The organism is Bradyrhizobium sp. WSM4872, from assembly GCF_055811715.1.
In genome coordinates, this window is record NZ_JBVVPT010000002.1 from 324,173 (window position 1) to 340,898 (window position 16,726).

Below are 16,726 nucleotides of genomic sequence, written 5' to 3' on the forward strand. Positions count from 1 at the left end.
TCAGCCTTTCTTCAGGAAGACGTACACCGCCGAGTAGGGTGCGCTCTTGAAATCGCCGGCCTTGTCGCAAGAACCTTCGAGCTTGCCGCCATGGGTGTTGATGCGCTGAACCGTCGTAACCGGCGTGAGGACGCCGCTGCCGCGGTGGGCGGTCACTTCCAGCTTCAGCCAGGGAATGTCGGCCGCGGTCGCGCCAGGCGCATTGCCGGCGGCCTTGGCGGCCACCGCGCTGCCGTCGGCATGCTCCCAGTTCGGTCCGGCATAGTGCCGGCCGATCGTCTTGCCCTCAGACAACAGCGTGGCGATCGGTTCGCGGAACGCCCAGGCGAGCTTGCCGTCGGTGCCGGCCTTGCACTCATAGACCTGCGCGCCCTCGGCGTGGACGCTGAGCACGACAGTCTCGCCGGGCGCGGCGATGGCGTCGGGGAGCGGGTCGGCGGCCACAGCCGGTCCAGCGAGCAGCAACAGGCAGGGGACGGCAAGCTTGATCGACATGGTCACATCTCCGCGAAAGGCCTCAAAAAGAACGGGCCGCGCTTGCGACGCGGCCCGTGATGATGCCTGGCCCAGTCGGGCGAAATTGCGGACGGCTTACGCCGCCAGCGCCTTGCCCAGATTCTCGGCGACCTTGTCGAGGAAGCCGGTGGTCGAGAGCCAGCGCTGGTCGGCGCCGACCAGGAGCGCGAGGTCCTTGGTCATGTAGCCTTCCTCGACGGTGTCGACGCAGACCTTCTCCAGGGTGTTCGCGAACTTGGCGAGCTCGGCATTGTTGTCGAGCTTGGCGCGGTGCGACAGGCCGCGGGTCCAGGCGAAGATCGACGCGATCGAGTTGGTCGAGGTCTCCTTGCCCTTCTGGTGCTCGCGGTAGTGGCGGGTCACCGTGCCGTGGGCGGCTTCGGCTTCCACCGTCTTGCCGTCGGGGGTGAGGAGAACCGAGGTCATCAGGCCGAGCGAGCCGTAGCCCTGCGCCACCGTGTCGGACTGCACGTCGCCGTCGTAGTTCTTGCAGGCCCAGACGTAACCGCCGGACCATTTCAGCGCCGAAGCCACCATGTCGTCGATCAGGCGGTGCTCGTAGGTCAGGCCCTTGGCGTCGAATTCCTTCTTGAACTCGCGCTCATAGATGTCCTGGAAGATGTCCTTGAAGCGTCCGTCATAGACCTTCATGATCGTGTTTTTGGTCGAGAGATAGACCGGGTAGTTGCGCAGCAGGCCGTAGTTCAACGACGCGCGGGCGAAGTCGATGATGGAATCGTCGAGATTGTACATCTGCATCGCGACGCCGGCGCCCGGGGTCTTGAACACTTCCTTCTCGATCACGGTGCCGTCCTCGCCGACGAACTTCATCGTCAGCGTACCCTTGCCCGGGAACTTGATGTCGGTGGCGCGATACTGGTCGCCATAGGCGTGGCGGCCGATGATGATCGGCTTGGTCCAGCCGGGAACCAGGCGCGGCACGTTCTTGCAGATGATCGGCTCGCGGAAGATCACGCCGCCGAGGATGTTGCGGATGGTGCCGTTCGGCGACTTCCACATCTGCTTGAGATTGAACTCCTTCACCCGGGCCTCGTCCGGAGTGATGGTGGCGCACTTGACGCCGACGCCGACCTTCTTGATGGCCTCGGCGGCGTCGATCGTCACCTGATCGTTGGTGTGGTCGCGGTACTCCATTCCCAGGTCGAAATATTGCAGCTCGACATCCAGGAACGGGTTGATCAGCTTGTCCTTGATGTACTGCCAGATGATCCGAGTCATCTCGTCGCCATCGAGTTCGACGACGGGGTTGGACACCTTGATTTTTGCCATGATCGGGGAAGCCTCTTGGGAACGGCGCTTTTGGCGCGCCACGGGAATATCCGCCGCCTCTTAGCACCGGGACGCGGCCGGCGAAAGCCAAGGGATTATGCACTTTTAGCTCATCCAGCCTCCGCAGATGGGGGGCGGGAGCAGCCCCGCCGCGGGGGCCGGGGTGAAGTTTCACGCGAGATTCAAAAGTCGAATCCAACCCGTTATTTCTCTTGAGAATTTCGTCAGGACAGGCAAACGACAGGCGAACGGGCAGCCGGCCCGAGAGCAGGTCAAGACCGGGTCGAGACCAGGTCAGGACCGGCCTTGAATCAAATCCTAAGAGCGCCTGTCCAAGGCCTTGAGAACCAGTGTGAAAGCGAAGCGAGATGTCGGGGACTGACAAGAGCAAGGCGGGCCTTTCCCTCGACGGTCCCATCGTCATCTTGGTCGAGCCGCAGCTTGGCGAAAACATCGGCATGGCCGCGCGCGCCATGGGCAATTTTGCACTTTCCGCGCTGCGCATCGTCAACCCCCGCGACGGCTGGCCGAACATCGCCGCCCAGCGCGCGGCCGCGGGCGCCGACCATATTCTGGAAAAGGTCGAATTGTTCGACACGGTCGGTGAGGCCGTCGCCGACCTCGACCTGCTGTTCGCCACCACGGCGCGCCCCCACGACCAGGCCAAGCCGGTGGTGGGGCCGGAAGCCGCAGCTAGCGAGATTTCAGGGCACGTCGCGGCGGGCGGCAAGGCCGGTATCCTGTTCGGCCGGGAGCGCTGGGGCCTCACCAACGAGGAGGTCGGGCTCGCCAACCGCATCATCACCTTCCCGGTCAATCCGGGCTTTGCCTCGCTCAACCTCGCCCAGGCCGTGCTCCTGGTCGGCTACGAATGGTTCAAGCGGGCGACCTCCGGCGAGCTGCCGCACGCCATGCCGGAGCGCTCCGAGCGCGCCTCGCAGCACCAGATGCAGGCGTTCTTCGACAATCTGATCCGCGAGCTCGATCGCGTCGAATTTCTGCGCCCGGCCGAGAAGCGCGACACCATGCTGGTGAACCTGCGCAACATCTTCAGCCGGATGGAGCCGACCAAGCAGGACATGCACACTCTCCACGGGGTGGTGATGGCGATCGCAGAAGGACGGAAAGGCCCGGCCAAGGGCGGCGTGCTCGACGGCGAGCAGGCCACGCGGCTGCGTGCGCTTTTGGCCGAGCACGGGCAGGGCGGCGGCGTGCCCGACAGTGGCTCCACCGTACGCGGCCTCGCCCGCCTGCTCCGCCGCAACCCGACCGATGCCGAGCGCCTGCTGTGGCAGGCCCTAACCCGTGATCGCCGCTTCGCAGGCGGGTTCAAGCGCCAGACCCCTGTGGGGCGGCACATCCCGGACTTCGTTTCGTTCCCGCACCGGATCGCGATCGAGCTGGTGAACGCGGGGGAGGGGGAGACCATCGCGGCGGACCGTGCGGGACGGCGGATGTGGCTCGAGGCGCGGGATTATCGGGTGATCGAGATGCGGGCGGCGGATGTGGAGCGGGATCTTGAGGCGGAGCTGGTGCGGCTGCAGGGGATGATCGAGCAAAGCGTGTAGCTCTCGTAGCGTGGGCAAAGCGAAGCGTGCCCACCACCATGTGCTCGAGAGCTGAGACAGGAGTGGTGGGCACGGCGCTACGCGCCTTTGCCCACCTACGAGACCGTCATCCACGCCCGCGCTGCACGTCGCGGTCGACCGCGATCCACGTCGCCTTCGCGACCGCCAGCAACCTCCCGGCTTCATCGTGCGCGGCTGCTTCGGCGGTGCGTTTGCGGTCGTCGCGGCCCGTGGGCCAGGCCGTGATGACGCAGCGGTCGCCGGCACGCGGGCGGGCTTCGATCCGAACCGACATGCGGCCCAGCAGCAGCGGCGTCCGGTCGAAGCTGCCGGTCTGCTGATCGCAATTGCAGGCAAAGCCGGTGGGACAATCGAGCGCGGACCAGAGGAATTCGGGGGCGACGAGACCGTCTTCGGCGGCGAGATTTGGATCGGGCGTCCAGCTCGCTGCGAGAACGGCGTTGTGACCACGGAGCGAGCCGGCAAAAATGCGCAGGCCGTCTCCCTTCGCCCTCGCGGGACCGCAGACGAAACATGTCGGCAGCGGATGCTCGTGCGGCTTCACCGGCGTCAACAATTCGGCCGCGCACGCCTCCTCGAAGCTGGCTGTTTCCACGCGCGCAAGCTCGACGCTTGCCGGCCGCCCGGTCGCGACGATCTTGTCGCCGTCGCGAAGCTCCCATGTGCCGTCGTTCGTCGCGACCGCATCGAGCGGCGTGTCCAGCGGCGGCGGTGCGCGCAGCGTCACCTCCGCGGTGCCGGGAATGTGGCGGGCCAGCCGGCCGCAGACATAGCCGCCGTTGCCGGAGTTGGGAGGACCGCAAAAGCGCTTGTCGATGATGATCTGTGTCATCGGTTTTGTTCTCTCTTCCCCTTGTACCTTACCTGATCTTGAGGACAATTCGCCCCTGAACCGTTCGGTTGGCCACCGCACGCATGGCTTCTCCGGCCTCCTCCAAAGGGAGGACGCGATCAATGTGCGGGCGGATTTTTCCGCCGGCCAGCAGTTGCATCAGCGTGGCGTTCATACGCGCGGCTTCCGCGGAGAATTTTTCCGCCCAGGCGCCGACGAAGATGCCGAGGATGGAATAGTTCTTCAACAGCGGCAGGTTCATCGGGAGCTGGGGAATCTCGCCGCTGGTGAAGCCGATCGGCATCAGCCGGCCGCCCCACTTCATCGACCGGGCCATCTGCTGGAATATCGCGCCACCGACATTGTCGAAGCCGATGTCGAGGCCTTCGCCGCCGGTGATCGCCTTGATCCGGCCGCGCAGATCTTCGCTGCGATAGTTGACGATTTCGCTAGCGCCATAACTCTGCACCAGGGCGGCCTTGTCATCGGAGCCGACACCGGCGACGATGCGCAGGCCCAGATGGCGGCCGAGATCGACCACGGCAAGGCCAACTCCGCCAGCAGCACCGGTGACGAACAGCGTTTCGCCGCGCTGCGCCCCGGCCCGTTCAACCAGCGCATAATAGGCCGTGCCGTAATTATGCAGGACCGTCGCCGCGGCTTCGAATGCGACGCCTTCCGGCAGAAGAACGCACTTTGAGTCCTTCGCTATCATCCGTTCGGCGTAGCCGCCGGTCCAGGCGCTGCACGCCACGCGGTCGCCCGGCGCGAATCCCGTGACCTCGTCGCCGACCGCGACGACGACACCGGCCGCTTCCGTGCCGGGCACGAAGGGCGTTGGTGGTCGCATCTGGTAGAGGCCCGAGACCACCAGCTGGTCCATGAAGCTGACCGAGGCCGCATGGACGTCGATCAGAATCTCGTCGCCGGCCGGCTTCGGCTCGTCGATCTCGCCGACGCACAAATCCGCAGGGCCAGTGAATGAACTGCACAGAATCGCTTTCATCGGGGCGCTCCGAAAAGACGCGGCAGCAGCATGGGAACGCGTCGGCGATAGTCCTGGTAGGTCGCGCCGAACTCGGCGATCAGGTCGCGCTCCTCGAACTGAAGTGCGGCCAGGATGTAGGCGGTGTTGGCGAGCGCAAACAGAAGGTGGCCAACGGTCATCTCGGGCGTGGCCCAGAACGCGAGCAGAAAACCGAGCATGATGGGATGGCGCACGAGCTTGTAGAGCAGCGGCGTCCTGAACGATTGACCTGGTATCTCGCTCCCGCGGAACGCGATGAAGGCCTGGCGGAGGCCGAACAGATCGAAATGATCGATCATGTGGGTCGAGGCGAACGCGATCACCCAGCCAAGCCAATGCACGCCGATCAGCAACCAGGCCGCTATCCCGCTCGTTTGCCAGACCGGCGTCGGAATCGGGCGCCACTGCCAGAACAGCAGCAGCAGAATCAGGCTGGAGAGCAGCACGTAGGTGCTGCGCTGGCAGGCGAGGGGAAGGAATTTGGCCGACCATCGTTTGAAAGCCGGCCGCGCCATGACGCTGTGCTGGATTGCAAACAGGCTCATCAGCAGCAGGTTGACGACGATGGCCACGCTCAGGTCCGTCGGGCTGCCGACGCCGATCGGCATGTCGATCGACTTATCAATCGACATATCTATCGATTTGGGCACGACATAATTGCCGACGAAACCGAGCGCATAGAGAAAGGAGACCGTGAAGATGACGTAGCTCACGATGGCGTAGAGCAGGATCAGGAGGCGCGAGATCATGTTTTTTCCTATTGTGCCTGATGCAGCCGTGCCGCATGCAGGAGTCTGAATGGCTCGCCGGCGAGCAGGCTCGATCTGCCCCGATTGCTATTGCTGGACCGTCCCCTGTGCGTCCCCCGGGGGCGCCGCGAGGGGAGGGAGGAGTTTCATGACGGCTTTCTCGCTGGGGACGTTCGGGTTCCCGGAGGTCCATGCCGACGGCCGCCCGATCAAATTGGCCCTGCGCAAGGGCCTCGCGCTGCTGGTCTATCTCGCGGAGGCCAAGAGCGCCGTGGCCCGCGAAATCGTGGCCACGCTGCTGTGGCCTGAAACTGACCGCGAGACTGGGCTTGCGCGATTGCGGCGGCTGCTTCACCGCATCGAGCTGACGCTCGGTCAGCAGGTGTTCGAGACCGATCGGACCAGTCTGCGATGGTCTCCGGCAGTCGCCTTGAGCGTCGATGCACATCTGTTCGAGAGCGCCTGCGATCGCGGTGACTTTGACGAGGCCTGCCGGATTTATCGGGGAGATTTCCTCGCAGGCTTCTCGCCGGAGGATTGTCCGGAATTCGACGATTGGGCGTTCTTTCGCCGCGAGGCGCTGCGGGGACGGCTGATGCACGCGCTGGAGCGCCTGGTGCAGGACAAAACCGCCGCCGGCGACTACTTTTCCGCGGCCACGCATGCGACCCGTCTGGTCGAGCTCGATCCTTTGAGCGAGGTCTACGGCCGGCATCTGATCCGCAGCCTGCTGCTGGCGGGTGACCGCAGCGCGGCAGAGCGGCACCACGCCGCGCTGACGCAGCGGCTGCGTGACGAACTCGGTGTTACGCCCGAAGCGGAGACCGAGGCGTTAATGAGTCCTGCGGCGGCAGCCGACGTTCCAGCGACGCGCTATGTCAAGGGCGCCGGTGTGCATCTGGCGTATCAGACCTATGGCAGCGGTCCGCTCGATCTCCTGGTCATGCCCGGCTTCGTGTCGCATGTGGAACGCGCCTGGGAGCATCCCGCGAGCCGGACGTTTCTGGCCTCACTGATGAAGCTTGGGCGCCTGATCGTGTTCGATCGTCGCGGCATCGGGTTGTCCGACCGGGTTGGATCTGCGCCCGGCATCGACGTCACCGCGCAGGATATCGGCACGGTGCTCTGCGCGACCGGCTCGCGCCGCGTCGTGCTGTTCGGCGCATCCGAGTGCGGGCCAGCCTGCATCAAATTTGCGGTCGATGAACCGCGTCTCGTGGCCGGACTCATCCTGTTCGGTGCATTGGCCAAGGGCTGCTGGTCGCCGGACTATCCGCACGCGTTGCGCGCCAGCCAGTACGACGCCTGGAGCAAGCGCCTCATTGCGCAATGGGGAGGTCCGGTGGAGATTGAAACCTTCGCGCCCAGCCTTGCCGGCGATCCCCAGGCCCGCGCCTGGTGGGCGGGGCTATTGCGCGCGGCCTCCAGCCCCGGCGGCATCTCGGCGGTGCTCGAGGCGTTTCGCGACGCCGACGTGCGGCAGCTTTTGCCGCAGATTGCCATGCCGACACTGGTGCTGCATCGTCGTGACGACAAGGCGGTACGGATCGCGGCCGGCCGGGATGTGGCGAGCCGGATCAAAGGTGCGCAATTCGTCGAGCTCGACGGCCATGATCACTGGTTCTTTGCAGGCGATCAGGGACCGGTGCTGGGGGCGATCAGGCGGTTCATAGATCTGTTGCCGGGCGAGGTGAGAGCGGGCCGTAAGGTGCTGTAGCCCGGATGGAGCGGAGCGCAATCCGGGACAGTGTCCCCGCATTCCGCTGCGCTCCATGCGGGCTACGAGGTCACACCGCCTCGAGCTGGTCCGCCGCGCGCTTCTTCTTTGCCTTGGGCTGGCTGAGCAGGGGACCTGCCGTCAGCGCCGCCGTATCCGCCACGCCCGGGTCGCGCGATACCATCGCGGCGACGATCGCGCCGTCGATCAACAGCCCGAGCTGGTGCGCGAGCACGAGGGGCTCGTTCGATCCAAGCTCGCCGGCGAGCTTCTCGATATGGCCGAGCACGACCTTCTTGTGCTTCATCGCGATGTTGCGGAACTGCTTGGCGTCCTTGTCGTGCTCGCCGACCGCGTTGATGAAGGGGCATCCGTAGAAGCGCTCTTCCGCAAACCAGCTCTTGAGGGCCGGGAAGATACGCGTGAGCTTGGCTTGCGCGTCGCCGCCGCCTTCTTCCATGGCGCCGATGAACCATTCGCGCCACTGCTTGCCTTCGCTCTCCAGCACCGCGTTGACCAGATTGGTCTTGGAGCCGAACAATTTATAGAGCGTGGTCTTCGCGGTGCCGGCTTCAGCGATGATCGCGTCGATGCCGGTGGCGTTGATGCCGTTCTTGCAGAACAGATGTGTCGCGGCGTTGAGCAGGCGCCCGCGCGCGGACTCGTCGTCGCTGGTGCCGCCGTGCGGCAAATGAGACATCTTCTTCGACGTCTTCTTGGGTGAGGGCTTGGCCATGGGATGCAACTTAATCGCAGCCGCGCCGCATCAGCAAGCCGCATCTGTTCGGCGCTGAAAAGATTCGCAGGAGAAAGCTGATCTGCATCGCCTTTGAGCAGACGATCCCTGATCAATCCGCAGGCAGCTCCCGCTAAGCGGCTCCAATGCTTCGCCTTTTGATTTTGGCCGGCTCTGGCACGCTCCATGCAGGGAAACAGACCGTTCGGTATCCTACCGATTTCCACTTCTGCCAGGGAGAAGATGATGACTGCCGTCGTTCAAAAGACAGTGCTGACGGGTTGCCTCGCGCCCATCGACAAGAATGGCCTCGAGCAACTGATCGCCAACGGCAAGGCCAATCCGAAGGTCATCAAGACCTTGAAGTGCAAGACGGTCGCGGAAGGAAAATTCCGCCACGCCAACTACATCCGCAATTTGCAGCCCTACATCGTCGACGAGCCGCCGGGGCTTCTGGGTGACGACACTGCGCCCAATCCGTCCGAAGCCTCGCTCGCCGCGCTCGGCTCCTGCCTCGCCGTCGGCCTGCACGCCAACGCCGTGCATCGCGGCTGGATCGTCAACAAGCTCGAGCTCGAGCTCGAGGGCGACCTCAACATCACCGCGGTCTGGGGCACCGGCGACGTCTCCGACAAGCCGGTCGGCTTCACCGACGTGCGCGTCAAGGTCGACATGGAATGTGAGGGGATCTCGCCGGACGAGATCAATGCGCTGGTCGCCCATGTGAAGCAATGGTCACCCGTCGCCAACACCTTCACCCGCCCGGTCAATCTCGAGGTCGGCATCTGAGCTGACGGCAACAGGACAAGGTGCGGGAGACGATCATGGGTTCACTGGCTTTATCACGGACCGAGGTTTTGGATCAGCCCGCACCGTCCATTGCAGGCGAGGTGGCGCGAATTGCGCGGGAGCAGCTCGCGCCGCTCGCCGCCGGCATCGACGACGGTTCGGTCTATCCGGCCGAAGTGCTGCGCAAGTTCGGCGAGGTCGGCGCCTGGGGCAGTCACGTGCCGCACGAAGGGCCTGCCGATCTGCGCTGTGCGATCCAGGCGATGGCGGCGATCGGCGAGGTCTGCGGCAGCACCGCCTTTATGGCGTGGTGCCAAAACACGCTGGTCTGGTACGCCGCCAACTCCACCAACATGAAGCTGGCCAAGCGCTTCGGCGATGGGTTCTCGACCGGTCGCGTGCTCGGCGGCACCGGGCTCTCCAATCCGATGAAGAGCTTTTTCGGCATCGAGAAGCTGAAGCTGAAAGGGCGCAAGGTCGAAGGCGGCTACATCGTGCGCGGCGCGCTGCCGTGGGTCTCCAATCTCGGCCCCGACCATTATTTCGGCACCATCTTCGAACGCGAGGACGAGCCGGGCACTGTCATGTTCCTCGCGGACTGTTCGGACCCCGCGATCTCGCTGGCGCCATGCAAGCCGTTTCTGGCCATGGACGGCACCGGCACTTACGGCGTGCAATTCCGCGACGCCTTCGTGCCGGACGAGCTGATCCTGGCCGATCCCGCCGGCCCCTTCGTGAAGAAGATCCGCGCCGGGTTCATCCTGCTGCAGGCCGGCATGGCGCTCGGGCTCATCAAGGACTGCATCAACATCATGGACGAGGTCGACAATCCCCTCGGCCACATCAACCGCTATTTGCCGCAACAGCCGGTGCATTTCCGCGATCTCGCCGCCGAACTCGAGACCGAGACCATGACGCTGGCGCGCGATCCCTACAATGAAGAGGAGACCTATTGGCGCAAGGTGATCGCGCTCAGGCTTCGTGCCGGCGAGGCCAGCGTCGCGGCGGCGCATGCGGCGATGCTGCATTGTGGCGCGCGCGGCTACCTCAAGTCCCACCGCGCGCAGCGCCGCCTGCGCGAGGCCTATTTCGTCGCGATCGTCACGCCTGCCACCAAGCAGCTGCGCAAGATGCTCGCCGATTCCTGAGTTCTACGAGCCCACCCACCATCCAACCTCAACGGAGAGGCTGCCAATGACGGACGTTCTGATCTCTGCCAGCGAACTTGCCGATCTCTTGAAGACCGAGCCCTGTGTCGTGATCGACACCCGCAACCCCGACGCCTATGGCGCCGGGCACCTGCCCAACGCCGTGAACGTGCATGAGATATTCACGTTTCTTGCGACATCGACGCCGGAAGGCATGAGCGAGCTGAAGACCAAGTTCGCCGACGCCTTTGGCGGCGCGGGCCTGTCCGGCAAGGAGACGGCCGTGATCTACGAGCAGTCGATGAACTCCGGCTTCGGCCAGTCCTGCCGCGGCTACTACCTGCTCACCATGCTCGGCTATCCCAAGATCAAGGTGCTGCATGGCGGCTTCGACGCGTGGGCGGCCGCGGGTCTTCCGGTGACGAAAGATGTGCCGGCGCCGGCGAAGGCGTCGTTCGGAATCGTGCCCGAAGCGGGCGATATCCTGATCGACGCCAAGACCATGCTGGCGGCCGTCGGCAAGCCGGGCGTCGCCATTCTCGATGTGCGCGACGTCGACGAGTGGATCGGCGACAGCTCGTCGCCCTATGGGAAGGATTTCTGCCCGCGCAAGGGCCGTATCCCCGGCGCGGTATGGCTGGAATGGTACCGCATGATGAAGCCGACCGCCGAGGGACCGCGCTTCAAGTCCAAGGACGAGATTTTGGCGGAATGCGCCACTGTCGGCATCTCGCCGTCCACACCGGTCTACCTCTATTGCTTCAAGGGGGCGCGCGCCTCGAACACGTTCCTGGCGCTCAAGAACGCCGGCGTGAAGGACGTGCGGATGTATTTCGGCTCCTGGAACGAATGGTCGCGCGATCCGTCACTGCCGATCGAGCAGGGATTGCCGATCGCATCGGAGGTCACGATCAAGGCGGCGTGATCGCTGCTAGCCGCCGGCCCGCGGACGCGGCGCGATTCCCAGCGCCTTGATCCGCGAGGCCAGCGTGGTCGGCTTGATATCCAGCATCTCGGCCGCGCCACCGGGGCCGAACACTTTTCCGGCGCAGCCCTCGAGCGCGGCCAGGATGTTGGCGCGCTCGTGGTCGCGCATTTCGGATGACGTCATCACAACGGGCCGTGCGTCAGCCTTCTGCCGCGTGGCGCCGGCTGGGGCCTGCGTGCCGGAGGAGTCGGGCAGATCGATCCGCAAACGGCCGTTCTGCGACAGGATCGCAGCGCGCTCGATCACGTTCTGTAGTTCGCGGACATTGCCCGGCCAGTCATAGCGGGTCAGCCGACGCGCATCGCCTTCCGACAGGCGCAGATTCGATTTCAGCGCCTTGCTCTCGCGGGTGAGGAAATGCTGGGCGAGCAGCGGAATATCCTCGCGCCGTTCGCGCAGGGGCACCGTCTCGATCGGAAACACGTTGAGCCGGAAATAGAGGTCCTCGCGAAAACGGCCGCGCTGCACCTCCTGCTTGAGGTCGCGGTTGGTTGCGGCGATGACGCGAACGTCGACCGCGCGGGTGCGCTCCTGGCCGACGCGCTCGAAATTGCCCTCCTGCAATACGCGCAGAAGCTTGCCCTGTAATTCGAGTGGAATCTCGCCGACCTCGTCGAGAAACAGCGTACCACCATCGGCGAGCTCGAACCGGCCGATGCGGTCGCGCGTCGCGCCGGTGAACGCGCCGCGGACGTGGCCGAAGAACTCGCTCTCGAACAATTCGCGCGGGATCGCGGCGCAGTTGACGCGGATCAGCGGCCGGTCGCTGCGGGTGGAATCCTCGTGGATGGCGCGCGCGATCAGCTCCTTGCCGGTGCCGGACTCGCCGGTGATCATCACCGCCGCGCTGGTCGGCGCCACCAGCTTGACCTGGCGCAACGTCGTCTGGATCGCCTGGCTTCCGCCGATGATGCCGCGCGGATTGGTCTCGATGCGGATTTCTTCCTGGAGGTAGGCGTTTTCGAGCTCGAGCCGTTCGCGCAGGCGGTCGACCTCGGCGAGCGCGGCGTGCAGCTTCTCGTCGGCCTCGCGGCGCTGGCTGACGTCGCGAAACACCACGACGGCGCCGACCACCACGCCACGGTCGCGGATCGGCGTGGAGGTGTATTCGACCCAGGCCGGCGAGCCGTCCTTGCGCCAGAACACCTCGCCGTCGACCTGGTGCACGGCGCCGTCGCGGAACGCCGCGTAGATCGGGCAATCGTGGTTGTGATAGTGCCGCCCGTCATGGTGGGTGTGGTGCATGATGGGATGGATTTCCTTGCCGACCAGCTCCTCGGCCGTCCAGCCCAGCATCCGCTCGGCGGCGGGGTTCACGAAGGTGGTCTTTCCTTCCGCGTTGACGCCGTAAATGCCTTCGCCGGCGGCGCGCAGGATCAGCTGGTTCTCGCGCTCAATGTCCTGGAACACGCGCTCGACCCGCTGCCAGGTCGAGATGCCGCTGCGCATGTGGTCTTCGGCGGCGGCATCGACATTGCGGCGGCGGCGCGCTTCGAGATCGGTCAGGGTGAGCTGAACCAGCGTGCGCCCGTCATGGGGCAGGACGCTTCCCGCATATTCGAGCCGGAGATTTTGCCCGGTGGCATGGCGCGGGTTGAGCGCCGTGGTCCAGTAGGCGCCCTTGTGGAGCACGGCCTGGGTGAACACGGTCAGCGCCGGAAGCTCGCCAGCATGCAGCGTGCTCGCCCTGGTCTGGCGCAGCAGCGCGCGGTCGTAGCCGAGCAGGGCGCAGGCGGCGGGATTGGCATCGACAATCTGGTCGCCGAAGGGGTCGACCAGCAGCGTCGCCTCGACCGAGGATTCGAAGGCCGCGACGCGCGGATCGATCGTCGGTGCCACATCGTCGTGGGCGAGGATTGGCGTCGTTGCCATTACGAAATCTCGTTATCTAGCTACGAAATATCGTTTATCACGAATTTTCGTAATGACCAAGCGTGAGCGAAAGTGCTGCGTCATCAAGGCACTGGCCGGCCTGGAGGTGATGGCATGCTCTTTGCGTAATTCTCCTCGCAAATGACGCGCAGGAGGTCCGATGTCCACTTTCGACAATCCGTTTGATCCCGATCGCAACCTGCGAGCCGGCTGTGCCTGTGGTCAGCATCAATCCGCGGCTGAGCACGAACAGGCCACCGCGTTGCGCTGTGATCCCGTCGAGAGCGAAGAGAAGCGCTACGAGGGCGTCGTCGCCTCTGCCGTGATGCGCGCGATGTTTCCGCAGGACGTTGCGCGGCGCGCATTCTTGAAGTCGGTCGGTGCCTCCACCGCGCTGGCCGCGCTGTCGCAGTTCTTCCCGCTTCAGACCGCCACCGAAGTCTTTGCACAAGCCGGCGCGCCGGAAAAGAAGGACCTCAAGGTCGGCTTCATCCCGATCACCTGCGCGACGCCTATCATCATGGCGGCGCCGCTGGGCTTCTATGCCAAGCACGGCCTCAACGTCGACGTGGTCAAGACCGCCGGCTGGGCCGTGATCCGCGACAAGACCATCAACAAGGAATACGACGCCGCGCACATGCTGGCGCCGATGCCGCTCGCGATCTCGCTGGGCTTGGGTGCCAACGCCATTCCGTTCGCCGTGCCCGCGATCGAGAACATCAACGGCCAGGGCATCGTGCTGGCGAGCAAGCACAAGGACAAGCGTGACCCGAAGGACTGGAAGGGCATGAAGTTCGCCATTCCCTTCGACTATTCCATGCACAATTATCTGCTGCGCTACTATCTCGCCGAACACGGCATCGACCCCGACACCGACGTGCAGCTGCGTTCGGTACCGCCGCCGGAAATGGTGGCAAACCTGCGCGCCGACAACATCGACGGCTTCCTCGCGCCCGACAACATCTGCCAGCGCGCGATCTATGACGGCGTCGGCTTCATGCATCTTTTGTCCAAGGAAATCTGGGACGGCCATCCCTGCTGCAGCTTCGCCGCCAGCCGCGAGTTCATCACCACGGCGCCGAACAGCTTTGCAGCGCTAACCCGCGCGATCGTCGATGCCACCGCCTATGCGTCGAAGGCGGAGAATCGCAAGCAGATCGCGGAAGCCATCGCGCCGGCGAACTACATCAACGCGCCGGTCACGGTGCTGGAGCAGGTCTTGACCGGCACCTATGCCGACGGCCTCGGCGGCGTGAAGACGGATGAAAAGCGCGTCGATTTCGATCCGTTCCCCTGGCAGTCCTTCGCGGTGTGGATGCTGACGCAGATGAAGCGCTGGGGCCAGATCAAGGGCGACGTCGATTACAAGGCGATCGCCGAGCAGGTGTATCTCGCCACCGACACCAGGAAGCTGATGACCGAGATGGGCCTGGCGCCGCCAGCCGGTAGCTACAAATCGTTCGCGGTGATGGGCAAGAGTTTCGATCCGGCCAAGCCCGAGGATTATCTGGCGGGCTTCAAGATCAGGAAGGCGTCGTGAGAGGCCGCGCTTTCTCAACACCGTCGTCCCGGCGAAGGCCGGGACCCATACGCCGTGCTCTCGCGATGGGCCGCGCGGGCGGATATCCCGCACAACAAGCCAGCTCGGTGGTTATGGGTCCCGGCCTTCGCCGGGACGACGCGTGGAGAGGTTTTGCGCGATGACCACCGCCTCCCTCCGTCTCCGCGCCGGCCTGGTATCGATCGTGCTGCTCGTCGCGTTCCTCGGCGTCTGGCATCTCGCCGTGCGCTCGACGGCACCGGTGGCCACGATGAGCGCGGAATACGCCAAGCTGATGGGCCTGACCGCGACGCAGGGAAAATCTGCCATGCCCGGACCGTTCGATGTCGGCGCAAAGCTCTGGGAGCATTTGAGGAGGCCGTTCTACGACAACGGGCCGAACGACAAGGGGCTCGGCATCCAGCTCGGTTATTCGATCGCGCGCGTCGGCGCCGGCTATCTGCTTGCCGTGCTCGTCGCCATCCCGCTCGGCTTCCTGATCGGCATGTCGCCGCTGCTAAGCCAGGCGCTCGATCCCTTCATCCAGGTGCTGAAGCCGATCTCGCCACTGGCGTGGATGCCGCTCGCGCTCTACACCATCAAGGATTCCTCGATCTCCGCGATCTTCGTCATCTTCATCTGCTCGATCTGGCCGATGCTGCTCAACACCGTGTTCGGGGTCGCGAGCGTACGCAAGGAATGGATCAACGTCGCGCGAACGCTTGAGGTCGGAACGATCAGGCGCGCCTTCACCGTGATCCTCCCGGCAGCGGCGCCGACGATTTTGACCGGCATGCGCATCTCGATCGGGATCGCCTGGCTCGTGATCGTCGCGGCCGAAATGCTCGTCGGCGGCACCGGCATCGGCTATTTCGTGTGGAACGAGTGGAATAATTTGTCGATCACCAACGTCATCATCGCGATCCTGCTGATCGGGATCGTCGGCATGCTGCTCGACCAGATCCTCGCGCGCTTCACGCGCATGGTCACGTTTCCGGAGTAGGGCCGTTGACCGAAAAATTCATCTCCATCGAAGCAATCGCAAAGCGCTATCCGGGCGCGGACGGCGCGACAACTGCGGTCTTCGAGAATCTGTGGCTGTCGATGGCGCGCGGCGAGTTCGCTTGCGTGATCGGCCATTCCGGCTGCGGCAAGACCACGGTGCTCAACATCCTTGCCGGTCTCGACGCGCCGAGCGAGGGCGCGGTGATCGTCGACGGGCAGGCCATTTCAGGGACGAGCCTCGATCGCGCCGTGATCTTCCAGAGCCATGCGCTGCTGCCCTGGCGCACCGTGCTCGGCAACGTTGCCTACGCCGTGAGCTCGAAATGGCGGAGCTGGGATCGCGCCAAGGTGAAGGCGCATGCGCAGAAATTTATCGATCTCGTCGGCCTGACGGGTTCGGAACACAAGCGACCTTCCGAGCTTTCCGGCGGCATGAAGCAGCGCGTCGGCATCGCGCGTGCGCTCTCCATCACGCCAAAGATGATGCTGATGGACGAGCCGTTCTCGGCACTCGACGCGCTGACGCGCGGCACGCTGCAGGACGAGGTGCGGCGCATCTGTCTGGAGACCGGGCAGACCGCGTTCATGATCACCCATGACGTCGACGAAGCGATCTATCTCGCCGACAAGATTTTTCTGATGACCAATGGACCCGGCGCGGTGCTGGCGGAAGTGGTCGAGAACCCGTTGCCGCGGGATCGCGGCCGCACCGATTTGCACCGCCATCCGCTGTACTACGCGCTGCGCAACCACATCGTTGATTTCCTGGTGACGCGCAGCAAGACTTTCGCGGCCGAGACGCCCGGTCACGATCCGCGCAATGTGCCGGTGGTGCGTATCGGCAAGCCCGGACTGACCGTCGCGTCCGGTGGCGACGAGCAACGACAGACCTGGATACCCGGGACGAGTCCCGGGCTGACTGCTTGAA

General features: G+C 64.6%; 15 protein-coding genes. 8 read left to right on the forward strand and 7 right to left on the reverse strand.

The features are described 5' to 3' along the window. Complete coding sequence (locus AC0L3C_RS04660; protein WP_473407293.1) at window positions 1-495, reverse strand: DUF3455 domain-containing protein; 495 nt, start codon at window positions 493-495, stop codon at window positions 1-3. Between the two features lie 96 nt (window positions 496-591). After that, window positions 592-1,806 (reverse strand): NADP-dependent isocitrate dehydrogenase, encoded by a 1,215-nt coding sequence (locus AC0L3C_RS04665; RefSeq protein ID WP_018456365.1) that lies wholly within the window; start codon window positions 1,804-1,806, stop codon window positions 592-594. 368 nt (window positions 1,807-2,174) lie between these two features. Here AC0L3C_RS04665 and AC0L3C_RS04670 point away from each other — a divergent pair, with 368 nt between their 5' ends. Then, a complete protein-coding gene (locus AC0L3C_RS04670) occupies window positions 2,175-3,374 on the forward strand; it encodes a TrmJ/YjtD family RNA methyltransferase (RefSeq protein WP_473407294.1) in 1,200 nt (399 codons plus the stop codon). 106 nt (window positions 3,375-3,480) lie between these two features. Here the strand turns inward: AC0L3C_RS04670 and AC0L3C_RS04675 are convergent, their stop codons facing one another. From AC0L3C_RS04675 to mddA, 3 genes are read right to left on the reverse strand one after another with little or no spacing between them, the layout of a single operon-like run. After that, window positions 3,481-4,227 (reverse strand): hotdog family protein, encoded by a 747-nt coding sequence (locus AC0L3C_RS04675; RefSeq protein ID WP_473407295.1) that lies wholly within the window; start codon window positions 4,225-4,227, stop codon window positions 3,481-3,483. Window positions 4,228-4,255: 28 nt separating this feature from the next. Next, window positions 4,256-5,233 carry an NADPH:quinone oxidoreductase family protein gene (locus tag AC0L3C_RS04680; protein ID WP_473407296.1) on the reverse strand — a complete coding sequence of 326 codons (978 nt, stop codon included), beginning with the start codon at window positions 5,231-5,233 and terminating at the stop codon, window positions 4,256-4,258. Continuing rightward, window positions 5,230-6,003 carry a methanethiol S-methyltransferase gene (gene mddA, locus AC0L3C_RS04685; protein WP_473259133.1) on the reverse strand — a complete coding sequence of 258 codons (774 nt, stop codon included), beginning with the start codon at window positions 6,001-6,003 and terminating at the stop codon, window positions 5,230-5,232. The genes AC0L3C_RS04680 and mddA overlap by 4 nt, the downstream gene beginning before the upstream one ends. A gap of 148 nt (window positions 6,004-6,151) precedes the next feature. Here mddA and AC0L3C_RS04690 point away from each other — a divergent pair, with 148 nt between their 5' ends. Beyond that, complete coding sequence (locus tag AC0L3C_RS04690; protein WP_473407297.1) at window positions 6,152-7,720, forward strand: bifunctional AfsR/SARP family transcriptional regulator/alpha/beta hydrolase; 1,569 nt, start codon at window positions 6,152-6,154, stop codon at window positions 7,718-7,720. A 70-nt stretch (window positions 7,721-7,790) separates the two neighbouring features. Here the strand turns inward: AC0L3C_RS04690 and AC0L3C_RS04695 are convergent, their stop codons facing one another. After that, complete coding sequence (locus AC0L3C_RS04695; protein ID WP_473407298.1) at window positions 7,791-8,456, reverse strand: TetR/AcrR family transcriptional regulator; 666 nt, start codon at window positions 8,454-8,456, stop codon at window positions 7,791-7,793. A 246-nt stretch (window positions 8,457-8,702) separates the two neighbouring features. Between AC0L3C_RS04695 and AC0L3C_RS04700 the strand changes: the two genes are divergently transcribed. Genes AC0L3C_RS04700 through AC0L3C_RS04710 form a run of 3 tightly spaced genes read left to right on the forward strand, consistent with a single transcriptional unit; the run spans window position 8,703 to window position 11,318 of the window. Then, complete coding sequence (locus AC0L3C_RS04700) at window positions 8,703-9,245, forward strand: OsmC family protein (protein ID WP_007612153.1); 543 nt, start codon at window positions 8,703-8,705, stop codon at window positions 9,243-9,245. Between the two features lie 35 nt (window positions 9,246-9,280). Next, on the forward strand, window positions 9,281-10,393 hold the full coding sequence (locus tag AC0L3C_RS04705; protein WP_473407299.1) for an acyl-CoA dehydrogenase family protein: 1,113 nt from the start codon (window positions 9,281-9,283) through the stop codon (window positions 10,391-10,393). Between the two features lie 46 nt (window positions 10,394-10,439). Further along, a complete protein-coding gene (locus AC0L3C_RS04710) occupies window positions 10,440-11,318 on the forward strand; it encodes a sulfurtransferase (protein WP_473407300.1) in 879 nt (292 codons plus the stop codon). A gap of 6 nt (window positions 11,319-11,324) precedes the next feature. Here AC0L3C_RS04710 and AC0L3C_RS04715 read toward each other — a convergent pair whose 3' ends face one another. Next, on the reverse strand, window positions 11,325-13,253 hold the full coding sequence (locus tag AC0L3C_RS04715) for a sigma-54 interaction domain-containing protein (RefSeq protein WP_473407301.1): 1,929 nt from the start codon (window positions 13,251-13,253) through the stop codon (window positions 11,325-11,327). A gap of 160 nt (window positions 13,254-13,413) precedes the next feature. Between AC0L3C_RS04715 and AC0L3C_RS04720 the strand changes: the two genes are divergently transcribed. From AC0L3C_RS04720 to AC0L3C_RS04730, 3 genes are all read left to right on the forward strand, one after another. Then, window positions 13,414-14,793, forward strand: a complete 1,380-nt coding sequence (locus tag AC0L3C_RS04720) for a CmpA/NrtA family ABC transporter substrate-binding protein (protein ID WP_473407302.1) — start codon at window positions 13,414-13,416, stop codon at window positions 14,791-14,793. Window positions 14,794-14,953: 160 nt separating this feature from the next. Further along, on the forward strand, window positions 14,954-15,796 hold the full coding sequence (gene ntrB / locus AC0L3C_RS04725; protein ID WP_473281943.1) for a nitrate ABC transporter permease: 843 nt from the start codon (window positions 14,954-14,956) through the stop codon (window positions 15,794-15,796). Between the two features lie 5 nt (window positions 15,797-15,801). After that, a complete protein-coding gene (locus AC0L3C_RS04730; RefSeq protein WP_473259110.1) occupies window positions 15,802-16,725 on the forward strand; it encodes an ABC transporter ATP-binding protein in 924 nt (307 codons plus the stop codon). Window position 16,726: the final 1 nt, after the last annotated feature.

Coding starts and splice junctions, on each gene's coding strand:
- mddA (WP_473259133.1), bottom strand. CDS start 6,003: ATGATCTCGCGCCTCCTGATCCTGCTCTACGCCATCGTGAGCTACGTC.
- AC0L3C_RS04715 (WP_473407301.1), bottom strand. CDS start 13,253: ATGGCAACGACGCCAATCCTCGCCCACGACGATGTGGCACCGACGATC.
- AC0L3C_RS04690 (WP_473407297.1), top strand. CDS start 6,152: ATGACGGCTTTCTCGCTGGGGACGTTCGGGTTCCCGGAGGTCCATGCC.
- AC0L3C_RS04720 (WP_473407302.1), top strand. CDS start 13,414: ATGTCCACTTTCGACAATCCGTTTGATCCCGATCGCAACCTGCGAGCC.
- AC0L3C_RS04660 (WP_473407293.1), bottom strand. CDS start 495: ATGTCGATCAAGCTTGCCGTCCCCTGCCTGTTGCTGCTCGCTGGACCG.
- ntrB (WP_473281943.1), top strand. CDS start 14,954: ATGACCACCGCCTCCCTCCGTCTCCGCGCCGGCCTGGTATCGATCGTG.
- AC0L3C_RS04670 (WP_473407294.1), top strand. CDS start 2,175: ATGTCGGGGACTGACAAGAGCAAGGCGGGCCTTTCCCTCGACGGTCCC.
- AC0L3C_RS04665 (WP_018456365.1), bottom strand. CDS start 1,806: ATGGCAAAAATCAAGGTGTCCAACCCCGTCGTCGAACTCGATGGCGAC.
- AC0L3C_RS04680 (WP_473407296.1), bottom strand. CDS start 5,233: ATGAAAGCGATTCTGTGCAGTTCATTCACTGGCCCTGCGGATTTGTGC.
- AC0L3C_RS04700 (WP_007612153.1), top strand. CDS start 8,703: ATGACTGCCGTCGTTCAAAAGACAGTGCTGACGGGTTGCCTCGCGCCC.
- AC0L3C_RS04710 (WP_473407300.1), top strand. CDS start 10,440: ATGACGGACGTTCTGATCTCTGCCAGCGAACTTGCCGATCTCTTGAAG.
- AC0L3C_RS04705 (WP_473407299.1), top strand. CDS start 9,281: ATGGGTTCACTGGCTTTATCACGGACCGAGGTTTTGGATCAGCCCGCA.
- AC0L3C_RS04675 (WP_473407295.1), bottom strand. CDS start 4,227: ATGACACAGATCATCATCGACAAGCGCTTTTGCGGTCCTCCCAACTCC.
- AC0L3C_RS04695 (WP_473407298.1), bottom strand. CDS start 8,456: ATGGCCAAGCCCTCACCCAAGAAGACGTCGAAGAAGATGTCTCATTTG.